We start from the raw sequence: 25,287 nt of genomic DNA on the forward strand, positions 1-25,287 counted from the left end.
AGGGGGTCTGCTCCAGTAGTCGGAGGCGGGGCGAGCCGAGTTCCCGGCGAGGCCCAACTACTTTGCGGGAGACGGGAGATGGCCCGGTGCTGGCAGCGAGCCGGTGCTGACGCAGTGGTCGAGGTAGCGCAGGACGAGGTCCCGGCCGACGGTCGGGGAGGCGATGCCGCTGCCGCGCAGACCGTTCACGACGTTGTCGGCGCGGACGTGCCCCAGTCGGAGGTCGCCGTCGGTACCCGGGGAGTCGAAGAAGGCCAGCGTGGTCGCCGCCACCCCGGAGGACGCCGGGAGTTCGGCTGTCCACCGGGCCAGGGGCAGGCGCCGCAGCGGATAGCCGTACTCCTCCAGCCAGTCGTAGACGTCGCTCAGCCGCACCGGGGACACGGCCGCGTGGTTGTAGACGGTCGCGTGCGGTGGTCCGAGAGAGAGGTGGACGACGGCCCGGGCGATGTGGTCGACCGGGGTCCAGGTCTCCTCCTCGAACAGTTCGGGGACGATCCCGGCGGGCACTCCGGCGCGCAGCACGCTCCACAGGAAGTCCCGCTCGTTCACGTAGCCGGTCTCGTACGGGCCGACGACCCTGCCGAGCCGGTGCACGGTGACCGGCAGGCCCCGCTCGGCGGCCTGTTCCAGCAGGCGCTCGGCGGCCCACTTCGACTGCTGGTAGCCGTAGCGCAGTCCGGGGTGCGATGGGAGGAACGCCTCGGGCACCTCGGCGCCGAGGGCGCCGAGGGCGAGGGGCGGGGCCACGGAGAGGGTCGACACGAAGTGCAGGGGGACCGGGCGCCCGGCCGCCAGGCGCAGCAGTTCCCTGGTCGACTCGGTGTTGGCGGCGCGCAGAGTGCCGTACTCGCGCATGATGCTGACGGTCGCCGCGCTGTGGAAGATCGCGTCGCTGGTGCGGGCGAGCTCGGCGAAGAGCGCCTCGGACAGGCCCAGACGGGGTCGGGCGAGATCCGCGGGAAGCGCCGTGACGCGTGCGCGCGCCGCGTCCGGAAGGTGGATCCGGTGCGTGTCCAGGGCCTGCTGGATGCGGGTGGTGGCCTCGGCGGGGCTCGGGGCACGGACGGTGCAGACGACCTCCGCGCCGGTGCTCGTCAGGAGCTGGGCCAGCAGGTGCACGCCGACGAAGCCGGTCGCGCCGGTGAGCAGGATCCGGTCCGGTGTACCGGCCGCGCGGGGGCCGTCGCCGGGGCGGATGTCCGGGTCGAGGACGGTGTCGGCGAGCAGGGCCGGTGGCGGGCCGGAAGGTGCCGGGCGGGCCCGCTGTCGCAGGAGACGCGCGAGTCCGGCGGGGGTCGGGTGCTGGAAGATCCAGGCGACCTTCACGTCACGGCGCAGTGCGACACCGAGGCGGTTGGCGACCTGGATGGCCTGGAGGGACTGGGCGCCCAGATCGAACACGTCGTCCTGGGCGGAGACGGCGGCCACGCCGAGCACCCGCTGCCAGACGGCGGCGATGACGCCTTCCAGCGTGCCGGACCCGGAAGGCGCGGGGCCCGGTGTCCTCGTCGCGAGCGCCTTCCGGTCGGTCTTCCCCGAACTCGTCCGGGGCAGGCGGTCCAGGAACTCGACCGCCGAGGGGATCACCGCCGCCGGCAGCGTCGCCCGGAGGTGGTCCCTGAGCGGGGCCACGGCGGGGGCGGGCCCGTCCGGGACGACGTACGCGACCAGGCGCCGGATCCCGTCCTCCCCCACCTGTCCGACCACGGCGGCGTCCCGCACTCCCGGGTGGGCCAGCAGGGCGCTCTCCACCTCGGCGGGGTGCACGCGATGCCCGCTGATCTTGAACTCGGTGTCGGACCGGCCCAGGTGACGCAGTTGCCCGTCCTCGCCGATCCGTACCAGGTCGCCGGTGCGGTAGGCGCGGGGTGCTCCGGGGATCACGTGGAGGGGCGCGAAGCGGGCGGCGTCCGGAAGCCGGCTCCCCCGGTAGCCGACGGCCAGGGTGTCGCCCAGGAGGTGGAGTTCGCCGTCGACGACCGCGGCACGGGTGCCGGGCAGCGGGAGCCCGATGGGTACGTCCCCCGGTGCGAGGGCGGGGTCGTGGAGGTCGGCGACGGTCGCGACCACGGTGGCCTCGGTCGGGCCGTAGGTGTTCAGCAGCCGGACCGAGGTGCCGACGGCCCGGCGCCAGCGGTCGACCCGTTCGGGCAGGGCCGCCTCGCCGCCGATGACGACGGTCCGCACCTCGGCGGGGAGTGCGGCGGCACCGGTCGAGACGGCGTACGCCACTTCGTGCCAGTAGGCCGTGGGCAGGTCGAGGAAGGTGATCCGCGAGCGGGCGCAGGCGTCCAGGAAGCCGGGGACCGAGTCGGTCATGTCGTCGGTGCGGACGACGAGCGTGGCGCCCGCGCACAGGGTGAGGAAGATCTCCTCGACACTGGTGTCGAAGTGCAGGGGTGCGAACTGCAGGACCCGGTCGTCGTGTCGCGGGCCGTAGCGGTGGCCGGCGCCGGTGACGAAGTGGGCGAGGGCCCGGTGACCGATCTCGACGCCCTTGGGGCGCCCGGTGGAGCCGGAGGTGTGCAGGACGTACGCGAGGTCGTCCGGAGCCGGGGCGGTCGGCCGACCGGTGCCGGGTGCTGTCATGACCTCGGCGTAGGTGCCGCTCGTGAGGGTCAGCGCGGGCCGGGCGTCCGCCAGCAGCTCGGCCCGGCGCGCCTCGGGTGCCGTCGGGTCGAGCGGGCAGTAGGCGGCGCCAGAGAGCAGGACGCCCAGAACGGCGGTGACCGCGTCGATGCCGCGCGGGAGGGCCACGGCCACCAGGTCCCCGGGCCCCACCCCACGGGCGGCCAGCCGGCGGGCGAGGTCATGTGCCGAGGCGAGGAGTTCCGCGTACGTCACACCGCGGCCGGCGTGCTCCACGGCCACGCGGTCGCCGCGCCGGGCCGCCCGGTCGGCGATCAGGTCGAGTACCGGGCGGGCCGGGCCGGGCAGCGGGCCGCCGTCCAGGACGGGGACCGCCTCGCGCGGCGGTAGGGCGCCGAGCGGCCGGTCGGGGGCGGCGACGGCCTCGGTCAGCAGCGCGAGCAGCCCCTCCTGGAAGGCGACGACGTCCGTCTCGTCGTAGAGGTCGGGGTGGGCGTCCACGGCGATGCGCAGTCCCGCGCCCTCGGAGCGGTCGTAGACGTTGACGGACAGGTCGTCCACCGGGCCGGCGGAGACGTTGTGGACCGTGCTGCGGTGTCCGGCGAAACGGAGGTCGTAGGCGAAGGGCATGATGTTGACGCCCGGTCCTGACAGCCGGCGCTGTCCGCCGACGAGTCCGAGGTCGCGCCGCAGGTGTTCGTAGCGGTAGCGCTGGTGGGGCAGGCCGGCCCGCAGTTCCCGGGAGACGCGGGCCGCGAGGTCGCGCAGGGTGTCCGAGGCGCTGACGGGGACGCGCAGGGGCAGGATGTTGCGGACCGTGCAGGGGACGCGCAGGGAGACGGAACCGAGGCGGCCCATCGTGGGCAGGCCGAGGACGATCTCCGGGGCGCCGGTCGCGCGGTGCAGCCGGGCCGCCGTGACCGCCAGCAGTACCTCGGACCAGGTGACCTTCAGGTCGCGGGCGACGGCGCGGAGGGTCTCGGTCCGCGCCGCGTCGAGATCGGCGACGCGGCGGTGGAAGGTGCGGGCGGGCAGGGCCGCACGGCTCGCCGGGGTCGCCACGGACGGACGGTCGGCGTACCGGTCCGTCCAGTAGGCGCGGTCCTCGGCGGAGCGGGGCGACCCGCGGTAGGCGCGCTCCTCGTCCCGTACCGAGGCCAGGGTGCCGAAGCCGCTGTCCGCCACCGGCGCGCCCGCCGACAGTGCCGTGTAGACCTCGGCGACCCTGCGGGCGACCAGCGCCAGGCCGAAGCCGTCGAGGGCGATGTGGTGGACGCGGTGGTACCAGAGGTACTCCCGCGGTGCGATCCGCAGCAGGGCGTGGCCGAAGAGAGGGCCGCGGGTGAGGTCGACGGGGCGGGCCAGGTCCGCGTCCATCCAGGCCAGGGCCGCCGTGTGCGGGTCGGGTTCGTCGGTGAGGTCGGTCGTGTGCAGCCGCCAGTCGCCGGCGGGGGCGGGCGTCTCCCAGGGGCGGTCTTCGTCGTCGACGGCGTAGGCGACGTTCAGGGCCTCCGTCTCCGCGACCACGTGGTGCAGGGCCGCGTCGAGGACGGCCGGGTCCACCGGGCCATGGATGTGCGCGTACTCGGCCGTGTTGTAGGCGGGACTGTCCGGGTCGAGCCGCTGGCCGGTCCAGATGCCTTCCTGGGCGGCCAGTAGGGGACGGCGCGTCACCTTTCCTGTTCCAGACGTGTGGAGAGCAGCCGCCACCACTGGGCGAACGAGGTGCACTCGGCGAGTTCGACGAAGGTGATGTCCACGCCGGTCGCCCGCCACCGCTCCAGGAGGGTGGTGATGCGCAGGGAGTCCAGTCCCGCGTGGAGCGGGTTGTCGTCGAGGTCGACTTCGTCGGGCCGCTGGTACAGGTACTCCGCCAGGTCCGCGCGGAAGCCCTCCAGCGTGAGGGGAGCAGGCATGTCGTTCTCTCCATCGGGCCTGTTCGAGGGTCAGTTGACCTTGCGGGCGGAGTCGCCCCAGAAGCGGTCGCGCAGCTCACGGCGCAGGATCTTGCCGCTGGGGTTGCGCGGGACGCTGTCGACGAACTCGTAGCGGGCGGGCAGCTTGAAGCTCGCCAGCCTCGGGACGAGGAAGGTGTGCAGGTCCCTGGGGGTGGGCCGGTGGGCGGGGTCCGGGACGACGAAGGCGTGCACGTACTCGCCCCAGCGTTCGTCGGGGGCCCCGACGACGACGGCCTCGGCCACGCCGGGGTGGCCTTCCAGCACGTTCTCGATCTCGGCCGGGTAGACGTTCTCGCCGGCGACGAGGATCGCGTCCTTGATGCGGTCGCGGATGAAGAGGTAGCCGTCCTCGTCGAGGTAGCCGGCGTCCCCGGTGTGGATCCAGCCGTCGACGAGGGTCTCGGCCGTCTTCTCCGGCAGCCCCCAGTACCCGACCATGCGGGCGGGCGTGGCCAGGCAGACCTCGCCGACCGCGCCCGGCGGGAGTTCACGGCCCTCGCCGTCGATCACCTTGCCGCGTACGCCCGGATACGGCCGTCCGGCGGCCTGCATCAGCGAACCGCCCGGCACATGGGCGGCCGGGGGCAGGCAGACGGCGGTGTTGCCGGTCTCGGTGAGGCCGTAGATCTGGGCGAACTCGCAGTCCAGGACGGCCAGGCTCTCCTCCAGCAGGGCCTCGGAGATCGGGGAGCCGCCGTAGACCGTCTTGCGCAGGGTGGTGAAGTCCTTGGCGGTGACGCCCGGTTCGGTCAGCATCATGCGGAGCATGGCGGGGACCACGCAGGCGGTGGTGATGCCGAGGTCGCGGATGAGGTCGACGGCCTCACGGGCGGCGAAGGCGCGCATCGCGACCACGGTGGTGCCCGCGTTGAAGTTCTGCGTCGCCCACCACAGGCCGCCGATGTGGAAGCCGGGGATGCCGACGAGCGCGATGTCACCGGCCCGCCAGTCGATCCAGTCCAGGCCCTCGCTCGCCAGGGCGTCACGGATCGCGAAGAAACTGCGGTGGGCGAGGACCACGCCCTTGGGCAGTCCGGTCGTGCCACTGGTGTAGAGCTGGGCGACGGGGGTGTCGGGGGTGGCCTCGAACTCCGTGTCGTGGTGCGGGTGCGGAGCGCGCCATCCCTCCAGGGAGCCCAGGTGTACGACGGTTTCGGGCACCGACTCGACGGCCGAGGCGCACTCCTCGTCCAGGAACAGCAGTCGGGTGCCGGAGTCCTGGAGGATGTGGCCGACCTCGGGTGCGGTGAGCCGCCAGTTGACGGGAACAAGGACCGTGCCGCTCTTGGCGCAGGCGAAGAGGATCTCGTAGTAGTGCTCGGACTCCTTGCCGAGGTAGGCGACCCGGTCGCCGGGGGTGAGTCCGGCGGCCCGGAGGGCGTGGGCGAGACGGTTGCTCTCGTGGTGCAGGTCGCCGTAGGTCAGGGTGCGGCCCTCGCAGAGCACGGCCGGGAGGTCCGGTCGGTGCTCGGCGTGGCGGCGGGTGGTCTGGACGAGCGTCTCCATGGTCGGTCCCTTCAGGGAGTCAGGGGACGTTGACGAACGCGAGGGTCGCCTCGCCGTCGCAGCGGCCCGATGCGGCGTCCCAGTAGCGGAAGGCCGTGTCGGCGTGCAGGAACGGGCTCCCGCCGGCCGGGGCACGCCGGGTGACGGACCGGAACTCCATCTCCCCGGAGAATCCGCGTGGATTGATGGGGCGCCGGAAATTCGACGAGAAACGGGCGATGAGAAGGTCCGGGAGCTGATGCTTGAAGAAATCGTCCAGCGTCCATGATGCGAACCCCGAACCCAGCCCCTCCTGCACGGACTTGGCGACGAGGTAATACATCATCTGGTTGAAGCAGATATTCACCTCGACGGAGTTCAGATGGCCGGTGTCGTCGATGTAGCACGATTCCGGGATCGCGAACTCGCAGCGGGCGCCGGCGCGACCGCCCGTTTCTGTCACGACGGCCGAACGCAGGTATCTGCAGTGGTCCTTGTACGGCGTCAGCACGCGCGCCAGCAGGGCTTCGTCCGTCATGCCGCCCTGATCCCGTCGTGCAGCCGTCGTTCGTCGTGCACGGTGACGCGGTAGGAGACGGTCGGCTCGGGCGTGGTCGTGTGCCGGGCGCGGTGGATGAGGCTGCGGTTGTCCCAGACCAACAGGTCGCCCCGCTCGAAGCCCTGTAGGTGGATGCCGTCGTGCTCGAAGGTGTCGTCGAGCTGGCCGGTCGCGTCGAAGAGGCGCTTGAGCAGTTCCTCGTCGAGCGGGCCGCCGTCCACATCCTCGATGCCGACGGTGAAGCCCTCGCTGATGTAGAGAACCGTCTCGCCGGTCATGGGGTGGGTGAAGGTGGTCGGCTGGACGACGGCCGGGGTCTTGCGCTCGACCTCGTCGATGATCTCGGAGAGGGGGCGGTAGACGTCGTGCGGCCGGATCTTGAAGTACTTGCGCACCGAGTGCCTGCACCGCGTTCCGGCGATTTCCTTTTTCAGCTCCTCGGGCAGCTGCTCGTACGCCCGGCCCATGTCGATGAAATAGGTACCGCGGTTCTTCTCCGGAATGACCTGGGGGTAGATGAGGGTGATACCGAAGGGGTCCGGCATGAACTGGTAGTCGGCGTGCCAGAACTTCCCGGTCTTCGGTACGCCGATCTGCTTCCCGTCCTTCGGCACGTTGGAGGAGACGAATATCTCCGGGACCTCCGGGTGCTTGTACATCGGCTCGTAGTAGGTCTCCGGGCGGCCGAGCCGCTTGCCGAGTGCGAGGAACTCCTGGGGGGAGAGATCCTGGCCTTTCAGGACGGCGATCTTCTTCGTGTAGACGGTGTGCTTGAGCGCGGCCACGTCGGCGTCCGAGGCGGTGGTGTGGTCGAAGCCCTCGACCGTGGCGCCGATCGCGGTGCCGGGCTGTTCCTTGATCTGCATGGCGGTGGTTCCTTCCGTGGGTTCAGACGGCCGCGAGTCGGGCGTCGACGAGTCCGGCGAGACGGGCGAGGGTGAGTTCGGGCCCGAGTTCGTCGTCGCCGACGGTCACGCCGAGGTCGCGCTCGATACGGATGCTGATCTCGACCGTCGTCAGCGAGTCGACGTCGAGTTCGCCGAGGGTCGCCTCGGGGCGGATCCGGTCGGCCGGGGCGTCGTGGAGTCTCGTGAGGAGGGCGACGAGTCGGGAGTAGGTGGTGCTCATGGCGTCGTCCGTTCTTGTCGGGAGAGCGCGGAGGGCGAGGAGAGAGAGGAGGGCGAGGAGAGAGAGGAGGGCGAGGAGAGAGAGGAGGGCGAGGAGAGAGAGGAGGGTGAGGAGAGAGAGGAGGGCCAGGTCAGAAGGCAGGAGCCCCAGGTGAGGCCGCCTCCGAAGGCGGTGAGCAGAACGCGGGCGCCGGGTCTGAACGCCTGCGCCGCGAGGGCGAGCGGAATGGACGCGGCGCCCGTGTTGCCGACGGACTCGACATGGGTCACGCACCGCTCGCGCGGAAGCCCGAGGTCGTCGGCCACCGAGTGCAGGATCCGCAGATTCGCCTGGTGCGGTACGAAGTGGTCGACGTCGTCGGTCTTCCAGCCGGCCCGGTCCAGCGCGGTCCGCGCCGACTCCGCCATCCGGGTCACCGCGTGCCGGTAGACCTCCTTGCCGCGCATCGCGAAGTGCCGGTCCGCACGGCTGGGTTCACCCGGCAGGGAGCGTTGGCGGGAGCCGCCGGCCGCGACCGTGATCAGGTCCTCGTGGGTGCCGTCGCTGCCGAGGTCGAAGTGGCCGACCGCGCCGGGCTCGTCGGGGTGACCGGCGCGCAGGACGACCGCTCCGGCGCCGTCGCCGAAGATGATCGCGTTGGCCCGGTCCAGCGGGTCCACGATCGTGGAGTAGGTGTCCGCCCCGATCAGCAGGACCCGTTCGGCCACGCCGGCCGCGATCAGCCCGGCGGCGGAGGCGAGGCCGTAGACGAACCCGGTGCACACCGCGCCGACGTCGAAGGCCGCCACGCCGTCGAGGCCGAGCCGCGCCGCGACCGCGGGGGCGGTGGCCGGGCAGGAGCGGTCGGGGGTCGTCGTGGCGACGACGACGGCGTCGGCCGTGTCCGTGCCGGCGGAGGCGAGGGCCGCACGGCCGGCTTCGACGGCCAGGTCGGAGGTTGCCTGCCCCGGCTCGACGACGTGCCGCTGCCGGATCCCGGTCCGGGCACGGATCCACGCGTCGTCGGTGTCGAGCCGCCGCGCGAGGTGCTCGTTGGTCACCACCCGGGACGGCACCCGTCCGGCCAGCCCGCACAGGACGGCGGCCGGAGGGGACATGAGTGGATACATCGGATACATGCAGGTACTCCAGGCATGACAAAGGACGGACCGGACGCAAAGAAAGGGGCGGCGCCTACGGACTCGTGGTCCTGCGGCGGACGAGCAGCGCGAACGCGCCGCAGCCGATACCGCCCGCTATGGCGAACACGGCGGTACGGATGCCGTCGAGCAGCCCGGGACCCGAGGCGCTCTGCCCCATGCCCCCGGCGAGCGCGACCAGGACGGCGAGGCCCACCGCACCGCCCACCTGGAGAGTGGTCGACGCCAGCCCGGAGGCAACGCCCTGGTCGCCCGCGGCCACTCCGGCGGACGCGGCGATCCACATCCCCGTCCACGCGGCCCCCTGGCCGAGGCCGAGGAGCACGATCCCCGGCAGGAGCCTCGGATACGAGCCGTCCGAGGCGAGCCCCAGACCGAGTGCGGCGGCTCCGGCGGCGCCCAGCGCCATCCCGCCGACCAGCATGCGACGCGTCCCGAAGGCGGCCACGGCCCGCTCTCCGGCCTGGGTGCCCACGGCGACCACCACGGCCGGCACCAGGAACGCGAGGCCGGTCGCGGCCGCGCTGTAGCCCTGGACGGTCTGGAAGTACAGGGTGAGGAAGTACGGCACCGAACTGAACGTGGCGCTGAACAGCGCGGTCACCCCCATCGCCGCCAGCAGCCCCCGGTGCGCCAACAGCCGTGCCGGTACGAGCGGTTCACGGGAGCGCCGCTCGATCACGGCGAACAGCGCCAGCAGGCAGACGGACAGCGCCGCGCTCGTGAGGACCGCGGGCGTGGCCCAGCCCTCCGCCGGGGCCCGCACCAGCAGGAACACCAGGAGGGTGATCCCGCCCGTGGCGGTGAGCGCGCCCGCCGCGTCGAAGCGCCGCGTTCGGTCCCGTGGGCCGTCCGCCGGGAAGAGCAGCCGTCCGGCCACCGCGAGAGCGCCGGCGATCGGCACGTTGACGAAGAACACCGACGCCCAGCCGAACGCCTCCACCAGAACCCCGCCGAGCAGGGAGCCGAAGCACAGCCCGCCGGCCCCCGCCGCACCCCACACCGCCAGGGCCCGGTTCCGCCCGGGCCCTTCCTCGTACAGGGTGTTGATCAGGGACAGCGTCGCCGGGAAGAGCAGCGCCCCGCCCAGACCCTGGACCGCCCGCACGGCGACCAGGGCACCCGGTGTCTGCGACAGCCCGCCCACCAGCGACGACCCGGCGTACAGCAGTGCCGCGAGGACGAACATCCGGCGCCGGCCCAGCAGATCCGCCGCCCGGCCGCCCAGCAGCAGGAAGCCTCCGGTGGCCACGACGTAGGCGCTGACCACCCACTGCAGGTCGTGGTCGGGGAATCCGAGGTCCGAGCCGATCTCCGGCAGCGCGACGTACACGATGTTGTAGTCGAGCGAGATGACGAGCTGCCCCAACGCCAGAACCAACAGGGACATCATCCATGACCCCCTTGGTGTCATCGGTGTCGCGCGAGCTGTGCTGTCGGACCAGTAGTCGGCCGAGAACAGGCTCCAGTTCCCGACTTCCTCGGATCAATTTCCTTTGCTGGTGCGGCAGTTGACGAGAGGGAGGCCGGCTACGGCTGCCAGACGCGCAGGCGCAGGCTGTTGGCCACCACCAGCACCGAGCCGGCCGACATCGCGGCCGCCCATCAGCCGTGACCCCCCTGCATGCCGTCCATGCCGTCCATGTCGCTCATGTCGTCCATGTCGTCCATGCCCGCGCCGCCGCCGGTGCTGGTGCTGGTGCTGGTGCCGCCGGGCGTCCCGGGTGCGCCGGGGCCGACAGCGGCACCCACCGCGTAGGACACGGCGAAGATCAGGACCAACAGCAGGAGGAAGCCGCACAGCGGCCGGTAGGTGCCCATCAACCGCAGTAGTCGGACCGGTCACCGGCCGGGTTCCGGAGCGTGGGTGTGGTGCGCGTCACATGGAGGGTTTGTCCGCGATGGGGTGGCTGGGTTCGGGAGAGGGGGTGAACCAGGAGCTGAAGGGGGTGAGGGTGGTTTCCAGGGGGGCGGAGGTGGAGGCCGGGGGGTCGTAGAGCCATTCGTGGGACGTGTGGTCGTACGCCTTGTCGGTGAAGGTGTCCAGCGCGGCCGAGACGGCGTCGTCGAGGAGGTTGTGGAGTTCCAGGGTCATGGTGGCCTGGTGCAGGAGGAACCGCAGGGCGAGCTCCTCCGCGACGCACCGGGGGCGCTGGAAGGTGCCGTCGGTGATGCGGGTGTTCATGGCGATCACCGTGACCAGGAAGCGGCGGGCGAAGCGGGCGTCGTACTGGAGGGCGTAGCGGTCGGGGAGGCGCTCCAGGTGCCACAGGGGGCCTTCGCACTCCGCGACGGTGGTGTCCTCCTGGGTCAGGACCTGGAGGTCCTCGAAGAGCTCCTCCACCAGGATGTCGGTCGTGTAGAGCATGGCTCCGGCCGCGAGCTGGGCGCTCTCGGACGGCACGGCCGCGCCGTCCGCGTGGCCTTCGTCGTTCTCGGCGGGCGGCTCGGCGAACAGCGACGGCGGGAAGGAGTGGCGCGGTTCGGCCGCCAGGGCCAGCATGCGGAGGCGTACGGTCGCGGCGGGGTTCTGGTCGGCGGCGGCCTTGGGCGTCGGGTTCTCGCTGTGGCGGGCCTTCCGGGCCGCGGGGTCGTCGGGCGGGGCGTCCGGGCCCTCGGCCGCGTCGAGGCTCTGTCTGGCCAGGTCCTGGTGGAGTTCGACCTCGCAGCGCTCGATCGTCCAGTCGGCCAGGAGTTCGGTGCGCTCCAGCAGTTCGTCGACCAGCGCGTGTACGGCGTCCTCGGCGAACTCCAGCGCCGGGGCGTCCACGACGACTTTCAGAACGGCTCCGCCCGGGTGGACTGCCACGATGGTGTCAAGAAGATCGACCTCCACTCCGTCGGGGCCCTCGACGGCCTTGACGGAGTCGAATCCGTCCTCGATGAGTGCCACTGCGCCTGCGCGCTGCAGCGGGTCCATCTCCGGAGTGTCCTCCGGGATGCACGCGTCCACGGTCACTACGTACGTCACATGTCCGAGCCTGACAGGAAGGGACCGCATCGGGCGAGGGTACGTACGCGTCCCGGGGCGGATTTGGCCCGTGCGACCTGCGTTGTCAGCGATGTGGTCACTCTTCGGTCCTCCTGTGTCCCCGTACGGTCACGGGGCGAGAGCGAGCGGCCGCGTCGAGGCGTCAGTCTTCCCCTCGGCCGTGCGGCCGGCCGAGCAGTTCGCGCAGCAGTCGTTCGTCCTCGGGGCCGAGGCCGGTGACGAAGCTCGCGAGTACGGCCTCCCGGTCCCGCTCGCCGTCCAGCACCCGGCGCATCCGGTGCGCGGCCAGGCCCGCCCGGTCCGACGCGGGCAGCCAGGTGAACGACCGGCCGCCGCGCTCCCGCGTGACCGCGCCCTTGGCCAGCAGCCGGGTGAGGATGGTGATGACGGTCGTATAGGCGAGGTCGCCGCCCAGGCGTTCCTGCACCCAGCCGGCCGTCACCGGTCCGTCCGCCTCCGACAGCGCCGTCAGGACCAGCGCCTCCAGCTCACCCTGCCCCCGCCGCCGGGAACGCTGCCGCCGCTCCGTCACGCCCTGTCTCCTCCCGGCCGCCGTCCTGACATCGTAGGGGAGGCCCCGGCATCGTCTACAGAGGTGTAGAGCTACAGGCGCGCCCGGTGGGCCAGGACCGCCTCGCGGCTGTCGTTGCAGCGCACCGACAGCACGCCGTCCAGGTCCGGTGCCAGGTCGTGGGCCTGGAGGGCGGCACTCATCAGGGTCATGAGCAGGTTGACGTCCGACCCGCACTCCAGGCGTACCGTGACCCAGTGCGAGCCCGGCACCAGCCGGATCGCGGTGGAGTGCCGCAGGTCGTGCTCGAAGCGGCGGATGGCCTTGACCGTCAGGTGGAGGTCGACGCTGCTGTCGGAGTGGAAATGGGCGATCTCGGCACGGGTCGAGCGCAACGCCCGCCCCGTGCCACAACTCGGCCGGACCTCCGCGAGATCCGGCCAGCTCGCCAGTTGCCCCAGGGCATGCCAGGCCGCCGTCATGGCTCCATCATGCTCCGCTCACCACACGGTCACCAGGCTTTGAGGGAGACGTAACCCGGCCGTAGCGCAGGAACCAGCCGGAAGTAGGCCCCGTGGAGCATGGGTTCGGTGCCGTCAGGCGGGGCGGCGGCGCAGCCACCACACGCACAGGGCGGCCAGGGCGAGGGAAAGCGTGAGGTAGAGGGCCGTCTCGGCCCACTGGAGCGGCCAGAAGTGGTCGGCGGGGTGGTAGGTGATGCGCTGCCGGTAGTGCTGCCGGGTCAGGGTCGCCAGACAGGTCTCCACGGGCGTGGGCGGGGTGCACTCGGTGACGGACGACGGCAGCGAACCCAGCACATGACCGGACGCGTCGAGGGTCTCCTGGGAGGTGATCCACGATCCCGGCTGGTCAAGTGCCATCCGCAGGCTGTCCTCACCGACCCCGATCGGGCCCTTGCCGTCGACCGGCACCGTGGTCCGCTCGGTCGGCACCAGCTGCGGCCGGATCCAGACGGGTACGGCGAACTGGACGCCGACGTACACCGCCAGGGCGGTCGCCATGGCGGGTACCGTGCGGCGGATCAGCAGGCCCAGGGTCACCCCGAGCACGAACGCGAAGACGGCGACGCCGACCGGGACGACACCCCGGGCGGCGAAGACGAGCGGATGCAGGCGCGGAAAGAACGGGTCCACACCCTCGCTGCCGCCTGCCGCGGCGGCCCGGTCGATGGGCCCCGACCACCAGGTCACCGCGAGGGAGGCGAGCCCCGCGGCGGTCGCCGCGGCGAGCCCGGTGAGGGAGAGCCGGGTCAGCAGCCAGCGGGTGCGGGTGACGGACTGGTTCCAGGCCAGCCGGTGCGTTCCGCTCTCCAGCTCACGGGCGATCAGCGGCGCGCCCCAGAACATGCCGATGACGGCGGGGAGGACGAACATCGCCGCCAGGACGACGTAGTAGACGGTCTGGTCGGTCTCGGTGAGCCGCCCGAGCAGAGCGTCTCCCCCGTCGGCGAGGTGGGGACCGGTCACCGCGAGGAGCACGCCGAGGAAGGCGAGCGCCGCACCCGCCAGCGCGGCCTGGGCCCGGAGTTGGCGCCAGGTCAGCCAGATCATCGCAGGACCTCCAAGGTGGGGCGGGTGTCACGGACCGCGTGGGCGGGCCGGGCGAGATAGGCGAGGACGATGTCCTCCAGGCCGAGCGGCCCGACCGTCCAGGCGGGGTCGTGCAGCGGTCCGTCGGCGCGGACGACGAGCGTGGTCTGGCGCTCGGTGTGGCTCTCGGTGATCACCCGCACATGCGGCGGAAGGCCCGCCGGATCGCGGCGCGGGCCGGTGAGCCGGTGGTGGCGGGCGACCAGGTCGTCGAGGTCACCGGCCACCCGCACCCGCGAGTCGACCAGCACGATCACGTGGTCGCAGGTCCGTTCCACGTCGGAGACCAGATGGGAGGAGAGCACGACGCTCAGCTCCTGCTCGGCGACCGCCTCCATCAGGTCCTGGAGGAACTCGCGGCGGGCCAGGGGATCGAGAGCGGCCACCGGTTCGTCGAGGACGAGCAGTTCGGGCCGCTTGGCGATGCCCAGGGTGAGGGCGAGCTGCGCGCGCTGGCCGCCGGAGAGGCGTCCGGCCCGCTGCCCGGGGTCCAGACCGAGCCGCCGGATCCGCTCGCGCGCCAGGGCGTCGTCCCAGCCGGGGTTGAGACGGGCGCCCAGGCGCAGATGGTCGGCCACGCTCAGGCCGGAGTAGACCGGGGTGTCCTGGGCGACGTAACCGACCTTGGCGAGCTGCCCGGGGTTCTCGGCGGGCCGGCCGCCGCACACCTCCACCGTGCCCTCGGTCGGCGTCAGCATGCCGGTGGCCAGGTTCAACAGGGTCGACTTGCCCGCTCCGTTGGGGCCGACCAGGCCGACGACCCGGCCGGCGGGCACGTCCAGGTCGCAGTCGCGCAGCGCCCAGCGCCGCCCGAAACTCCGGCCCAGACCGCGGGCCCGTAAGACATCCCTCGTTGTCGCGCTCACGCTACGTCCTCCCCGGCGGCGTTGCGAAAGGTGCTCATGAACAGGGCCTCGATGGACTCCTCGTCGAGTCCGGCCAGGCGGGCCTTGGTCAGCCAGCGGCGCAGCTCCTGGCGGAGCGGGCCGTGCGCGGCGAGCGAGGCGTCGGTGAGCGTCCGCGTCACGAACGTCCCGACGCCCGGCCGGGCGGCCACCAGCCCCTCGTGCTCCAGCTCGCGGTACGCCTTGAGCACGGTGTTCGGGTTGACCGCCGTCTGCCGGGCCACTTCCTTGACCGTCGGCAGCCGGTCGCCCTCCGCCAGCAGGCCCAGTCGCAGGGCGTGCCGCACCTGTTGCACCAGTTGCTGGTACGGCGACAGTCCGGACTTGCCGTCGAGGTGGAACTCGATCACCAGCTCCTCCGTTCTTCTATTTATCTAGCTAGCTAGTACTTTAGCTCTCTAGAGTGACTCCTCGTCAAGGAACCGCTGTGCGCGCCCTCTTGGGGATCCGGTCCCGGGTGGGCTGATCGATGGCGCATGATGGGCGGGTCATGACCACGCCCAGCCCGCCGTCCCGTGTGCCGTTGCCCGTGTTGCGGGCGGCGGTGTTCGCCGTGGTGGGGGCGGTGCTCGGGGTGAGCGCGCACCATGTGGCGGCCGAAGGGCCCCTGCCCTGGCGGCAGGGCGGGTTCGCGGCACTGGCGCTGTTCGGCGTGGGGCTGGCCGGCGGGCGGCGGCCCCGCTCCCTGACCGCCGTGGTGGCGGCCTGCGGCGCGGCCCAGGCGGGACTGCATCTGTGGCTCACGGCCACACACCCGCACGGCACGCCGCACCCCGGCCACCTCAACCACGTTGACGGCACCCCCGCCGCCTGGCACGGACGGCTGCACGACTCGGCGACGCTGACGATGACGGCCCTGCACCTGGCCGCGGCCGTCCTGGTCGCCGTCCTGCTGCACCGCGCCGACGCGGTCTGCTGGGCACTCGCGCGCGGTCTGACGGCGGCCGTGGACGCGGCGCGCGCCCGGATCGCCGCGCTGCGCGCCGTCCTGCCGGGCGGACGCCGGCCAGCCGCGCCGGGTCCGCGCCCCTCGGCCCCGGCCCTCCCCCGCCCCGAACGGCAGCCGTCCGGGGGCGCGGTGCTCGCGGACGTGGTGGTACGGCGGGGTCCGCCCGGGACGGGTCACGTCCTCGCAGCCCACTGACCCGCCGGAACGGCCGTTCCCCCGAGGGAAGCCGTACCGTGCTCCCCCGTGCCTGGAGACACCCACACCATGAACCACAAGCACCGCATCGCACACCGCCTGACCCTGCTGACCGCCGCGACCGGCACCGCCGTACTGCTGGCCGCGGGCCCCGCCGCCGCCCACGTCGAGGTCGAGTCCGCCAACGCGCAGGCCCTCGCCCAGAACGTCGAGATCGCCTTCGACGCCGAGTCGGAGTCGGACACCGCCGGCATCTCCGAGATCCGGGTCGTCCTGCCCGAGGGCATCGCCCCGGCCGACGTGTCGTACGGCGAGGGCCCCAAGGGCTGGGAGTTCACCGTCAACGACGACGGCTGGACCGTGAAGGGCGCGGCGCTGAAGGCCGGCGTCAACGCCGAGTACTCGGTCGTCGTCAAGCAGCTGCCCGACGCGAAGGAACTCGCCTTCAAGATGCTCCAGACCTACGGCGACGGGCGCACCGACCGCTGGATCGGGCTGGACGAGAGCGACGAGAACCCGGCGCCGGTACTGAAACTCAAGGCCGCGGCGGCGGGCGCGACGCCGATCGGGTCGCCGTCGCCCAGCGCGTCGGAGCCGGTGACGCCGACGCCGACTGCGACTGCGACTCCGAGCGCTTCGAAGCCGTCCGTTTCGGACGAGAAGGAAGAAGACGGGCTGTCGGCCGGTGTCTGGGTGGCGATCGTCGCGGGCGTCCTCGTCGTGGCCGGTGCCGTGACGATCCTCGTGCGCCGCCGCGGGGACGTCACCGGGGAGTAGGCCGCGCGCCCCGGGGGCCGACGGTCCCCGGGGTGAACACCCAAGTCGCCACCGCCGTACTCAGGGAGGACCGATCACCCGCCCCGTACAGGGAGTTCCGATGTACCGTCCGGCTCGTCGTCCGCTCGGGGTCGCGGGGGTCGCGGTGGCCGCGGCGCTGTTGCTCGCCGGGTGCGACAGCGGTTCCGGCGGGAACGAGGAGAAGACGTCCGCGTCGACGAGCGCGGCGCCGACCGCCGAGCCGGAGACCCTGGAGGCGCTCGGCAAGGCCGTCGGCTGCGAGGGCGCGCCGAAGGAGGCCGGCAAGACGCTCGACTTCCGGCAGGGCGTGTGCAAGTCGGCGGACGGCGCCCAGTACGTGCTGCTCACCTTCGACACCGACGACGGCCAGCGCGGCTGGCTCGACACGGCCCAGCTGTACGGCGGTGTCTACCTCGTCGGCAAACGCTGGGTGCTGTCGGCCGACCCGCGCTCCGCGATGGAGGCGGCCCGCGCCGAACTCGGCGGCACCATCGAGGACCCGGACGCGAAAACCAACTGACTCAGTTGTTGTAGCTCTCGTCGTACGGGTCCTTCGGCGTGGCCACCGGCTTGACGGTCGTGACCTGGAGGAACGGGATCGGGCCGTTGTTGACCGGGTCGCGGGACTGCCGGGGGGTGTAGGTGCCGGTGACGGCGAGCCAGGTGTCCGGCTGAAGCACTGGTGGAAGGTCGCCGGTGAGGGCGACCTTGACCGGCTGGGCGTCGGCGGCACAGCAGTTGAGGGCCATCCGGACCAGATAGGCGGTGCCGTCGTGGTCCAGGGCGAGGAATCCGGTGAGCTGCACCTGGCGGCCGGCGAGGGTGCGGCCGTGGCCGTAGACCGCGCGGCCCGCGTAGTCGACGACGCTGAGTGGCAGCGGGTCCTTGGCCGGGAGGGCCGGGTAGGCGAGGGGTTCCTGGAGGGCCGTACCCGTACGGGTCGCGCTGTAGGAGCCGAGGGCCGGCGGGGCGATCAGGATCAGGGCGAGGAGGGGGAGGATCAGCAGCCAGGAGACCCGGGGCTCGGGGTGCGAGTGATCGTCCTCCTCACCGGCTCTGCGGCGCTCGTACCAGACCGTCGCCGCCGCCGCCACGATCAGCACCGCGCCGGCCGCCAGCAGCAGCGGCCGTAGGCCCGCCTTGACGTACCGGAGGTAGAGGTCGGTCGTGCCGGCGTGCAGCAGGGCCGCGCCGAGGAGGAAGAGGACGGCCGCCTGGGACTGTCGGTTCACAGCAGCACCTTTCCGGTCACAGCAGCACGGCTCCTGTCAGCACCGCCGACACGATGGCCAGCGCGAACGTCATCGGGGCGAAGCGGAACGCGAAGCCGCGGCCGAAGGTGCCCGCCTGCATCGCGAACAGCTTCAGGTCGATCATCGGGCCGACCACCAGGAACGCGAGCCGGGCCGTGAGGGAGAACTGGGTCAGCGACGCGGCGACGAACGCGTCCGCCTCCGAGCAGATGGAGAGGATCACCGCGAGGAGGGCGAGGGCGAGGACCGCGACGACCGGGTTGCCGGCCGCCGTACGCAGCCAGCTCTCCGGCGCGACCGCCTTCAGCGTCGCCGCCGCCATCGCGCCCACCACCAGGAAGCCGCCCGCGTGCACCACGTCGTGCCGGACCGAGTCCCAGAACGCGGCCCCCTTGCTCTGCCCCTCGTGGTGCGCGTGGGCGGGCGGCTTCATCCAGTCGGTACGGCCGACGCGCTGCCACAGCCAGCCCATCGCGCACGCCACGAGCAGGCTGGCGACGAACCGGGCCAGCACCATCTCCGGATCGCGGGGGAAGGCCACGGCCGTCGCCGTCAGCACGATCGGGTTGATCGCCGGGGCGGAGAGCAGGAAGGCGAGGGCCGCGGCCGGGGTCACACCGCGCCGGACCAGCGACCCCGCCACCGGCACCGACGCGCACTCGCAGCCCGGCAGCAGCGCGCCCGCGACCCCGGCGACCGGGACGGCGAGCGCGGGCCGGGAGGGCAGGGCGCGGGCGAAGAACGACGGCGGCACATAGACCGCGATCGCCGCCGACAGCAGCACACCCAGCACCAGGAAGGGCAGCGCCTGGATGACGACCGCGACGAAGACCGTCATCCAGCTCTGCATCACCGGGGCGGAGAGCGCGCGGCGGATGGGGCTCTGGAGGAGGACGAGAAGAAGCAGGGTCATGGTCAGGACGAGCGGCGAGTTCAACCGCCGTGGCTCGTCGGGCGGCGACGTCTCACGGCGCGGCGCCGCCTCGTGCGCCTCGTGCGAGGCCTGCGGGGCCTGAGGGGCCTGCGGGCCCGCTTTGGCGATGGCCACGGTCGGGCACCTCCGGATTTCTCGCCTTCCTCCCCATTCATACGGCACGTCCACGCGACGTGTTCACCGCCCCCGTGGAACCCGCCGTCCCGGTACGGCAGTCTTCTCCCTCGTGGGGAGTCTTGCGGGGAGCGTTCCGAACCAGGGCCGGGCGCCGGGCGGCGCCGGCGCGCACATGGTGGTGTGCGGCGACGACGCGCTCGCGCACCGGCTCGCAGCCGAACTGCGCGGCGTCTACGAGGAACAGGTCACCCTCGTCGTACCGCCCGCCGACCGTTCCGCGCGGCCCCCGGTCGTGGGGCGGGCCCGCGCGGTGTCGGCGGCGCTGCTCGACCGGGTGGTGAGCGCGGCGGTCAGCCGGGCGGCGGGCAACGGCACCGCCCCCGCGACCGCGGGTGAACCCGCCTCCGGCCAGCGGACTCTGGAGGCCGTCGAGCCCACCGAAGCCGTACTCGCCGAGGCGGGCGTGCAGCGGGCGGCGGCGCTGGCGCTCGTGTACGACGACGACGAGACGAACATCCGCGCCGCCCTCACCGCCCGCCGGCTCAACCCGCGGCTGCGGCTCGTACTGCGGCTGTACAACCGGCGGTTGGGCCAGCACATCGAGGAACTCCTCGACCAGGCGGCCACGTTGGCCTACGGCGGTGACCACGACGCCTCCTGGGACGCCTCCGTCTCCGGGGACGCCTCGACGACCGTCCTCTCCGACGCCGACACCGCCGCGCCCGCGCTGACCGCAGCGGCCGTCGCCGGAACCACCAAGGTGGTGCAGACGGACGGCCTGCTGCTGCGGGCCGTCGAGCGGCGCGCGCCGGCGCCCGGGGAGCCGGCCGCCGTCCCGGACGAGCGGCTGCCCACCCTCGCGCTGCTCTCCGCGAACGGCGCCGATCCCGCCTTCGCGGACGGTTCCGAGAGCAGCGGGGAGCAGGGGCCGATGCTGCTGCCCGACGCCGACGCGGTGCGCGCGGCGGCCGGGCGGCGCGGCTCGGTGGTCCTGGAACAGGTGTCGTACTCGGCCGGGCCCGCGCTGCCGGCGGGACGGGGGGTCGGGGTCGTGGCCCCGTTCGCCTCCCTCTTCTCGCGGCGGCTGCGATGGTCCCTGGCCGGGCTCGTGGGCTGTGTGTTCGCGCTGGCGGTGACGCTGTGGGTGGTGACCGGGATCCATCCGCTGGGCGCGCTGTACCTGACCCTGCTGGACCTGTTCGCCATCAACGACCCTGCGATCGGCGCGAGTACGGCCCGCCAGGTACTGCAACTGCTGTCCGGCCTCGTCGGGCTGCTGCTGCTGCCGGTGCTGCTGGCGGCGGTCCTGGAGGCGCTCGGCACGTTCCGCGGGGCGGGTTCGGTACGCCGGCCCCCGCGCGGGCTCGGCGGACACGTGGTGCTCCTGGGCCTGGGAAAGATCGGTACGCGCGTGCTGACCCGGCTGCGGGAACTGAACATTCCGGTGGTGTGCGTGGAGGCCGCGCCGGAGGCGCGCGGGGTGGCGGTGGCGCGGCGGCTGCGGGTACCGGTCGTCCTGGGCGACGTCACCCAGGAGGGCGTCCTGGAGGCCGCGAAGATCCACCGCGCGCACGCGCTGCTTGCGGTGACCAGCTCCGACACGACGAACCTGGAGGCCGCGCTGTACGCGCGGTCCCTGCGGGGCGATCTGCGGGTGGTGCTGCGGCTGTACGACGACGACTTCGCGACGGCCGTCTACCGCACCCTGCGAGCCGCGCATCCGCAGGCGCTGACCCGCAGCCGGAGTGTGTCGCACCTGTCGGCGCCGTCCTTCGCCGGGGCGATGATGGGACGGCAGATCCTGGGGGCGATCCCGGTGGAGCGACGGGTGCTGCTGTTCGCCGCGCTGGAGGTCGGGGAGCATGTGCAGTTGACCGGGCGGACCGTCGGGGAGGCCTTTAGGCCGGGGAACTGGCGGGTGCTGGCGCTCGACGCGGGGGCGGAGCGGGAGGGCGGGTCGGGGCTGGTGTGGGACCTCCCCGACACCTACGTACTACGGGACACGGACCGAGTGGTACTGGCCGCCACCCGGCGGGGGTTGGCGGAACTGCTGGGCCGGCGCCGGAGGGTTGCGGGGGCGTAAGGGCCGGGCAGGGGTGGGTTGCGGGGACGTAGGGGCCGGGCGGGAGTGGGTTGCGGGGGCTTAGGGGCCGGGCAGGGGGTGGGTTGCGCTCGCCCGCGCTCGCGGGGTGCCTCCCCCACTCTCGGCTTCGCTCGAGCGGGGGGACCCCCACCGCCCACCCGTGCCGCCCCAGCGGCACGACTGCCCGCGGTTGCGCAGAAGCAGTCGTGCCCCCGACCCCTACTTCACATACCTCTCCGCGAAGTCCAGTTCCAGTTGGACCTGCTTGATCCGCTCGTCGACCACCAACGACCCGTGGCCCGCGTCGTAGCGGTAGACCTCGTGGGTCGCGCCCCGCATCTCCAGGCGTTTGACGTAGTTGTCGATCTGGCGGATGGGACAGCGGGGGTCGTTGACGCCGGCCGAGATGTACACCGGGGCCTTGACGTCGTCGACGTACGTCAACGGGGAGGACGTGTCGAAGCGGTCGGGGACCTCCTCGGGGGTGCCGCCGAGCAGCGTGCGGTCCATCGCCTTCAGGGCCTCCATCTCGTCGTGGTAGGCCGTGACGTAGTCGGCGACGGGCACCGCCGCGATGCCCACGGTCCACGCCTCGGGCTCGGTGCCGAGGCCGAGGAGGGTGAGGTAGCCGCCCCAGGAGCCGCCGGTGAGGACCAGCCGGGCGGGGTCGGACAGGCCGGACGACACCGCCCACTCCCGTACCGCCGCGATGTCCTCCAGCTCGATCAGGCCGACCCGCACCTTCAGGGCGTCCGTCCAGGCGCGGCCGTAGCCCGTGGAGCCGCGGTAGTTGACGCGGATCACCGCGTACCCGTGGTCCACCCAGGCGGCCGGGGCCGCGGCGAACGCGTCGCTGTCGTGCCAGGTCGGGCCGCCGTGGATGTCGAACACGGTGGGCAGCGGGCCGGTGGCGCCGGCCGGCTTCTGGATGAGGGCGTGGATCCGGCCGCCGGGGCCCTCCACCCACACGTCCTCCACCGGCACCGAGCCGGGGGACTTCATGCCGGGCGGGTCCAGGACCACGCGCCCGGTGGTGGAGCGGACGACCGGCGGTTCGGCGGCCGAGGACCACAGGTACTCCACGCTGCCGTCCGGGCGCGCCGTCGCCCCCGACACCGTGCCCGCAGGGGTCGGCACCCGCTCCAGGCCGCCGCTCGCGAGGTCGTACCGGAAGAGCTCGCTGCGTGCCTCGAAGCTGTGGGCGATCAGCAGGCCGGAGCCGTCCGGGTACCACTCGGCGCTGACGTCGCCGGGCATGTCCAGGGCGAGCTCGGTCTCCGTGCCCGCCGCCACGTCCCACACGAGGGGCTCCCAGCGGCCCCGGCGCTGGTGCCCGATGAGCAGCCGGGTGTCGCGGTCGACCGGGGCGAAGCCGAGGACCTCCAGGCCCAGTTCCTCCGTGCCGCCCTTGGTGTCGTCCAGCTCGGCGACCTTCGTGCCGTCGGGGCGCAGCACCCGCAGCGCGGAGTGCATGGCGTCGCCGTGCTCGGTGTGCTCGATGGCGATCAGCGAACCGTCGTGGGAGAGATCGCCCACGCCCGCCGACTCGCGGTGGCGGTACAGCTCGAAGGGGGACTCCCCCACCCGGGCCACATGGATCGTCGTGCCCTCCTCGTCCGTGGAACGGCCCACCACCGCCGTACGGCCGTCCCGGCCCAGGGCCAGGCCCGCCGGGTAGGACGGGTCGAGGCCCGGCGTGGCCAGGTCGTCCTCGCCGCCCTCGAAGGGCTGCCGGCGCCAGACGCCGAACTCGTCGCCGTCCTTGTCGTCGAACCACCAGATCCAGGAACCGTCAGGGGAGAGCACGCCGTCCGTCGTGCCGTTCGCCCGTTTCGTCACCTGGCGCTGCTCGCCCGTGGCGCGGTCCCAGGCGTACAGCTCGTACGTTCCCGTCGCGTTGGACACGAACAGGGATCGGTGCGGCGCGTCCTCGGCCCAGTCGGGCAGCGACACCCTCGGCGCCCTGAAGCGCTTCTCCCAGTCCGGCATCTCCTCGGTCCGCTCCGGCGCGGCGGACCCGTTGCTCTCAGTCATGGCCCCATCCTGCCCGCCCGCGACGACAATGCACCGCCACGCCCCTCACCCTGTGGATAACTTCGCCAAAGCCCACACCCAAGCCCACACCCCGCGAGCAGATCCCCCGCACCTGCCCCGTACCGTGGAGGGCGTGTACCGGTTCCTGCTGACGCCCCGCTGGTGGGGGATCAACGTCTTCGTGCTGCTGGCCATCCCCTTCTGTGTGTTCATGGGGTCGTGGCAGCTGAGCCGGTTCGAGGCGCGCGTCGACGCCCAGCGGGACGCGAAGGAGCAGGCGCAGGCGGCCCGTACCGAAGCCGCCCGGCCGCTCGCCGAGATGCTGCCCGTGGACAAGGTGACCTCCGGCAAGCAGGTCATCGCGCGCGGGCGGTACGGCAAGCAGCTGCTCGTGCCGGACCGGCAGCTGGACGGGAAGAACGGGTACTACGTGCTCACCCTGCTGCGGACCGACGGCGGCAAGGCGCTGCCCGTGGTGCGCGGCTGGCTGCCCGGCAGGGCGGACAGCGGCAGAGCTCCGGCGGCGCCCTCCGGCGAGGTCAGCGTCACCGGTGCGCTCCAGGCGTCCGAGCAGCCCGGCGACAACGGTGTGAGCGCCCAGGGGGGCCTGCCGGCCGGGCAGACCGCCGCGATCAGTGCCGCGTCGCTGGTCAACCTGGTGCCGTACGACCTCTACGACGCCTGGATCACCCTCGACACCGCCGACTCGGGGATGACGGCCGTACCCGCGAGCGCGGCGCCCGACACGGGGCTGGATCTGAAGGCGTTCCAGAACCTGGGGTACACCGGCGAGTGGTTCGTGTTCGCGGGGTTCGTGGTGTTCATGTGGTTCCGGCTGCTGCGCCGCGAGGTGGAGTTCGCCAAGGACGCGGCCCTCGGGATCGTCCCTGAGGACGACCAGCCGTCAGCCGATCGGGAAGACGTTCACGAAGAGGCCAGTACGCCCGTCCGATAGACGATCCCCGCACACGCGTTCGACACCGTCGCCGAGACGGTCGTCGTGCCGTCGTCGGCGGTGTAGGTCACACCGACGCTGCCGTCCGCCGTGCCGTCCTCGGTGAGCAGCTGGGCGGAGGTGCCGGAGGTGGTCTCGCCGGTGGTGGCGTCACCCTCGCTGGGAGACGGGGACGGGGAGGACGTGCCGCCGGTGCCGCCGCTGCTGCTGCCCGTGGTGGGGCAGGTCTCGGACGGGACCCAGGCGAACTTCACGTCGTAGGCGGACCCGGGGGCGAGGGTGAGCTGGGTGAGGTACAGGGAGGGGTCGGGGAGGCTCGCCGCCGGGTCGCCGGAGACGTGCTCCACCACGGTGATCTTCGTGGCGTCGGCGGCGCCCTGGGCGGCGGTCGCCACGGAGGCGGCGCCGGCCACGGTACAGGCGGTGGAGGAGACGTTGACGACACGGAAGGTGCCGTAGACGGCCCCGGCCGAGTCGGCGCCCTGGACGTCGGCGGTGGTGGAGCCGAGCTGGGACGCGGCGCACGGGGTGACGGACGGGGCCATGCTGGCGGCGGGGCCGGAGCCGCTGGTGGCGCCGGCGGTGCCGGTGTCCGCGCTCGGGTCGGCCTCGGTGGCGCCGCTCTTGCCCTGTTCACCGGTCTTGCCGGAGGAGTCGCCGACCTTGCCCGAGGAGCCGCCGTCGGGGTTCTTGCCCTGGCCCGTGCCGCCCTGGGCCTGCGAGGCCTGGCCTGCGACGGCGGGGTTGACGTCGGAGCCGCCGGCGGCGGAGACATGGATGGCGGCGGGGACGGCGGCGCCCACGAAGAGCGCGGCGGCGGCCACGCCGACGGCGGTCTGCCGCTTGCGGGCCCTGCGGGCGGGGACGGCCCGCCGGAGGTGGTCGAGCGCCCCGTCGCGCGGCTCCATCTCCTGGACCGCCTGGTGCAGCATCCGGCGCAGTGCCAGCTCGTCCGAGTCGAGCCCTTCGGGGCTCTGGTCGTCGAGGTGGAGGTTCACGGTTGGGTTCCCAGCGTGCGATTGCTTCGGCTCTTGTGTGCTCGGCGACGTCGGCTCGTGCCATGCGAACGGCTCGTGCCGCTCGTGGGAGC

At 72.7% G+C, this 25,287-nt stretch carries 24 protein-coding genes; 5 read left to right on the forward strand and 19 right to left on the reverse strand.

Annotated elements, in window-relative coordinates; translation table 11 throughout:
• Positions 1-57 precede the first annotated feature (57 nt).
• From ACFPIH_RS14920 to ACFPIH_RS14990, 15 genes are all read right to left on the reverse strand, one after another.
• Complete coding sequence (locus ACFPIH_RS14920; protein ID WP_381171896.1) at positions 58-4,266, reverse strand: amino acid adenylation domain-containing protein; 4,209 nt, start codon at positions 4,264-4,266, stop codon at positions 58-60.
• Positions 4,263-4,508: a phosphopantetheine-binding protein gene (locus ACFPIH_RS14925; protein WP_381171899.1), complete on the reverse strand. Its 246-nt coding sequence runs from the start codon at positions 4,506-4,508 to the stop codon at positions 4,263-4,265. The genes ACFPIH_RS14920 and ACFPIH_RS14925 overlap by 4 nt, the downstream gene beginning before the upstream one ends.
• A gap of 30 nt (positions 4,509-4,538) precedes the next feature.
• Positions 4,539-6,056, reverse strand: a complete 1,518-nt coding sequence (locus ACFPIH_RS14930) for a long-chain-fatty-acid--CoA ligase (RefSeq protein ID WP_381171902.1) — start codon at positions 6,054-6,056, stop codon at positions 4,539-4,541.
• 19 nt (positions 6,057-6,075) lie between these two features.
• A complete protein-coding gene (scoD, locus tag ACFPIH_RS14935; protein WP_381171905.1) occupies positions 6,076-6,573 on the reverse strand; it encodes a (2E)-enoyl-ACP glycyltransferase in 498 nt (165 codons plus the stop codon).
• Positions 6,570-7,460: a (3R)-3-[(carboxymethyl)amino]fatty acid oxygenase/decarboxylase gene (scoE, locus tag ACFPIH_RS14940; protein ID WP_381171908.1), complete on the reverse strand. Its 891-nt coding sequence runs from the start codon at positions 7,458-7,460 to the stop codon at positions 6,570-6,572. The genes scoD and scoE overlap by 4 nt, the downstream gene beginning before the upstream one ends.
• A 22-nt stretch (positions 7,461-7,482) precedes the next feature.
• Positions 7,483-7,722, reverse strand: coding sequence for an acyl carrier protein (locus ACFPIH_RS14945; protein WP_381171911.1), 240 nt, complete (start codon positions 7,720-7,722; stop codon positions 7,483-7,485).
• Entirely contained in the window at positions 7,719-8,819 is a 1,101-nt protein-coding gene (locus ACFPIH_RS14950; protein ID WP_381171914.1) for a beta-ketoacyl-ACP synthase III, read from the reverse strand. The genes ACFPIH_RS14945 and ACFPIH_RS14950 overlap by 4 nt, the downstream gene beginning before the upstream one ends.
• A gap of 76 nt (positions 8,820-8,895) precedes the next feature.
• Entirely contained in the window at positions 8,896-10,251 is a 1,356-nt protein-coding gene (locus ACFPIH_RS14955) for an MFS transporter (RefSeq protein WP_381172121.1), read from the reverse strand.
• A gap of 215 nt (positions 10,252-10,466) precedes the next feature.
• Positions 10,467-10,682: a hypothetical protein gene (locus tag ACFPIH_RS14960; RefSeq protein ID WP_381171916.1), complete on the reverse strand. Its 216-nt coding sequence runs from the start codon at positions 10,680-10,682 to the stop codon at positions 10,467-10,469.
• Positions 10,683-10,740: 58 nt separating this feature from the next.
• On the reverse strand, positions 10,741-11,832 hold the full coding sequence (locus ACFPIH_RS14965; RefSeq protein ID WP_381171919.1) for a hypothetical protein: 1,092 nt from the start codon (positions 11,830-11,832) through the stop codon (positions 10,741-10,743).
• Positions 11,833-11,995: 163 nt separating this feature from the next.
• A complete protein-coding gene (locus ACFPIH_RS14970; protein ID WP_381171922.1) occupies positions 11,996-12,385 on the reverse strand; it encodes a BlaI/MecI/CopY family transcriptional regulator in 390 nt (129 codons plus the stop codon).
• 71 nt (positions 12,386-12,456) lie between these two features.
• Positions 12,457-12,846: a luciferase domain-containing protein gene (locus ACFPIH_RS14975; RefSeq protein WP_381171925.1), complete on the reverse strand. Its 390-nt coding sequence runs from the start codon at positions 12,844-12,846 to the stop codon at positions 12,457-12,459.
• A gap of 114 nt (positions 12,847-12,960) precedes the next feature.
• Positions 12,961-13,935, reverse strand: a complete 975-nt coding sequence (locus ACFPIH_RS14980; RefSeq protein WP_381171928.1) for an ABC transporter permease subunit — start codon at positions 13,933-13,935, stop codon at positions 12,961-12,963.
• The gene (locus tag ACFPIH_RS14985; protein WP_381171930.1) at positions 13,932-14,840 is read right to left on the reverse strand and encodes an ABC transporter ATP-binding protein; all 909 of its coding nucleotides are present in this window, start codon (positions 14,838-14,840) and stop codon (positions 13,932-13,934) included. The genes ACFPIH_RS14980 and ACFPIH_RS14985 overlap by 4 nt, the downstream gene beginning before the upstream one ends.
• The gene (locus tag ACFPIH_RS14990; protein WP_381171932.1) at positions 14,837-15,229 is read right to left on the reverse strand and encodes a GntR family transcriptional regulator; all 393 of its coding nucleotides are present in this window, start codon (positions 15,227-15,229) and stop codon (positions 14,837-14,839) included. Before ACFPIH_RS14990 ends, ACFPIH_RS14985 begins: the two co-directional genes overlap by 4 nt.
• A 140-nt stretch (positions 15,230-15,369) precedes the next feature.
• On the opposite strand from ACFPIH_RS14990, the gene ACFPIH_RS14995 reads away from it, so the two are divergent.
• The 3 genes from ACFPIH_RS14995 to ACFPIH_RS15005 all read left to right on the forward strand — a co-directional run bounded on the left by ACFPIH_RS14995 (position 15,370) and on the right by ACFPIH_RS15005 (position 17,341).
• Complete coding sequence (locus tag ACFPIH_RS14995; RefSeq protein WP_381171934.1) at positions 15,370-16,023, forward strand: hypothetical protein; 654 nt, start codon at positions 15,370-15,372, stop codon at positions 16,021-16,023.
• A 69-nt stretch (positions 16,024-16,092) separates the two neighbouring features.
• Positions 16,093-16,800, forward strand: a complete 708-nt coding sequence (locus tag ACFPIH_RS15000; protein ID WP_381172124.1) for a DUF1775 domain-containing protein — start codon at positions 16,093-16,095, stop codon at positions 16,798-16,800.
• 100 nt (positions 16,801-16,900) lie between these two features.
• Positions 16,901-17,341: a hypothetical protein gene (locus ACFPIH_RS15005; protein ID WP_381171936.1), complete on the forward strand. Its 441-nt coding sequence runs from the start codon at positions 16,901-16,903 to the stop codon at positions 17,339-17,341.
• A 1-nt stretch (position 17,342) separates the two neighbouring features.
• Here ACFPIH_RS15005 and ACFPIH_RS15010 read toward each other — a convergent pair whose 3' ends face one another.
• Together ACFPIH_RS15010 and ACFPIH_RS15015 are read right to left on the reverse strand one after the other, a co-directional pair.
• The gene (locus ACFPIH_RS15010) at positions 17,343-18,053 is read right to left on the reverse strand and encodes a TIGR03943 family putative permease subunit (protein WP_381171938.1); all 711 of its coding nucleotides are present in this window, start codon (positions 18,051-18,053) and stop codon (positions 17,343-17,345) included.
• 16 nt (positions 18,054-18,069) lie between these two features.
• Positions 18,070-19,116, reverse strand: coding sequence for a permease (locus ACFPIH_RS15015; RefSeq protein WP_381172127.1), 1,047 nt, complete (start codon positions 19,114-19,116; stop codon positions 18,070-18,072).
• A 181-nt stretch (positions 19,117-19,297) separates the two neighbouring features.
• On the opposite strand from ACFPIH_RS15015, the gene ACFPIH_RS15020 reads away from it, so the two are divergent.
• Entirely contained in the window at positions 19,298-21,208 is a 1,911-nt protein-coding gene (locus ACFPIH_RS15020; protein WP_381172130.1) for an NAD-binding protein, read from the forward strand.
• A 219-nt stretch (positions 21,209-21,427) separates the two neighbouring features.
• Here the strand turns inward: ACFPIH_RS15020 and ACFPIH_RS15025 are convergent, their stop codons facing one another.
• On the reverse strand, positions 21,428-23,242 hold the full coding sequence (locus ACFPIH_RS15025) for a S9 family peptidase (RefSeq protein WP_381171940.1): 1,815 nt from the start codon (positions 23,240-23,242) through the stop codon (positions 21,428-21,430).
• Between the two features lie 133 nt (positions 23,243-23,375).
• Between ACFPIH_RS15025 and ACFPIH_RS15030 the strand changes: the two genes are divergently transcribed.
• Positions 23,376-24,197, forward strand: coding sequence for an SURF1 family protein (locus ACFPIH_RS15030; RefSeq protein ID WP_381171942.1), 822 nt, complete (start codon positions 23,376-23,378; stop codon positions 24,195-24,197).
• Here ACFPIH_RS15030 and ACFPIH_RS15035 read toward each other — a convergent pair.
• Positions 24,167-25,195: a hypothetical protein gene (locus tag ACFPIH_RS15035; RefSeq protein ID WP_381171944.1), complete on the reverse strand. Its 1,029-nt coding sequence runs from the start codon at positions 25,193-25,195 to the stop codon at positions 24,167-24,169. The genes ACFPIH_RS15030 and ACFPIH_RS15035 overlap by 31 nt on opposite strands.
• Positions 25,196-25,287 lie beyond the last annotated feature (92 nt).

Origin of the sequence: Streptomyces vulcanius (genome assembly GCF_042653945.1) — a bacterium.
Taxonomy (GTDB): Bacteria; Actinomycetota; Actinomycetes; order Streptomycetales; family Streptomycetaceae; genus Streptomyces; species Streptomyces mangrovi.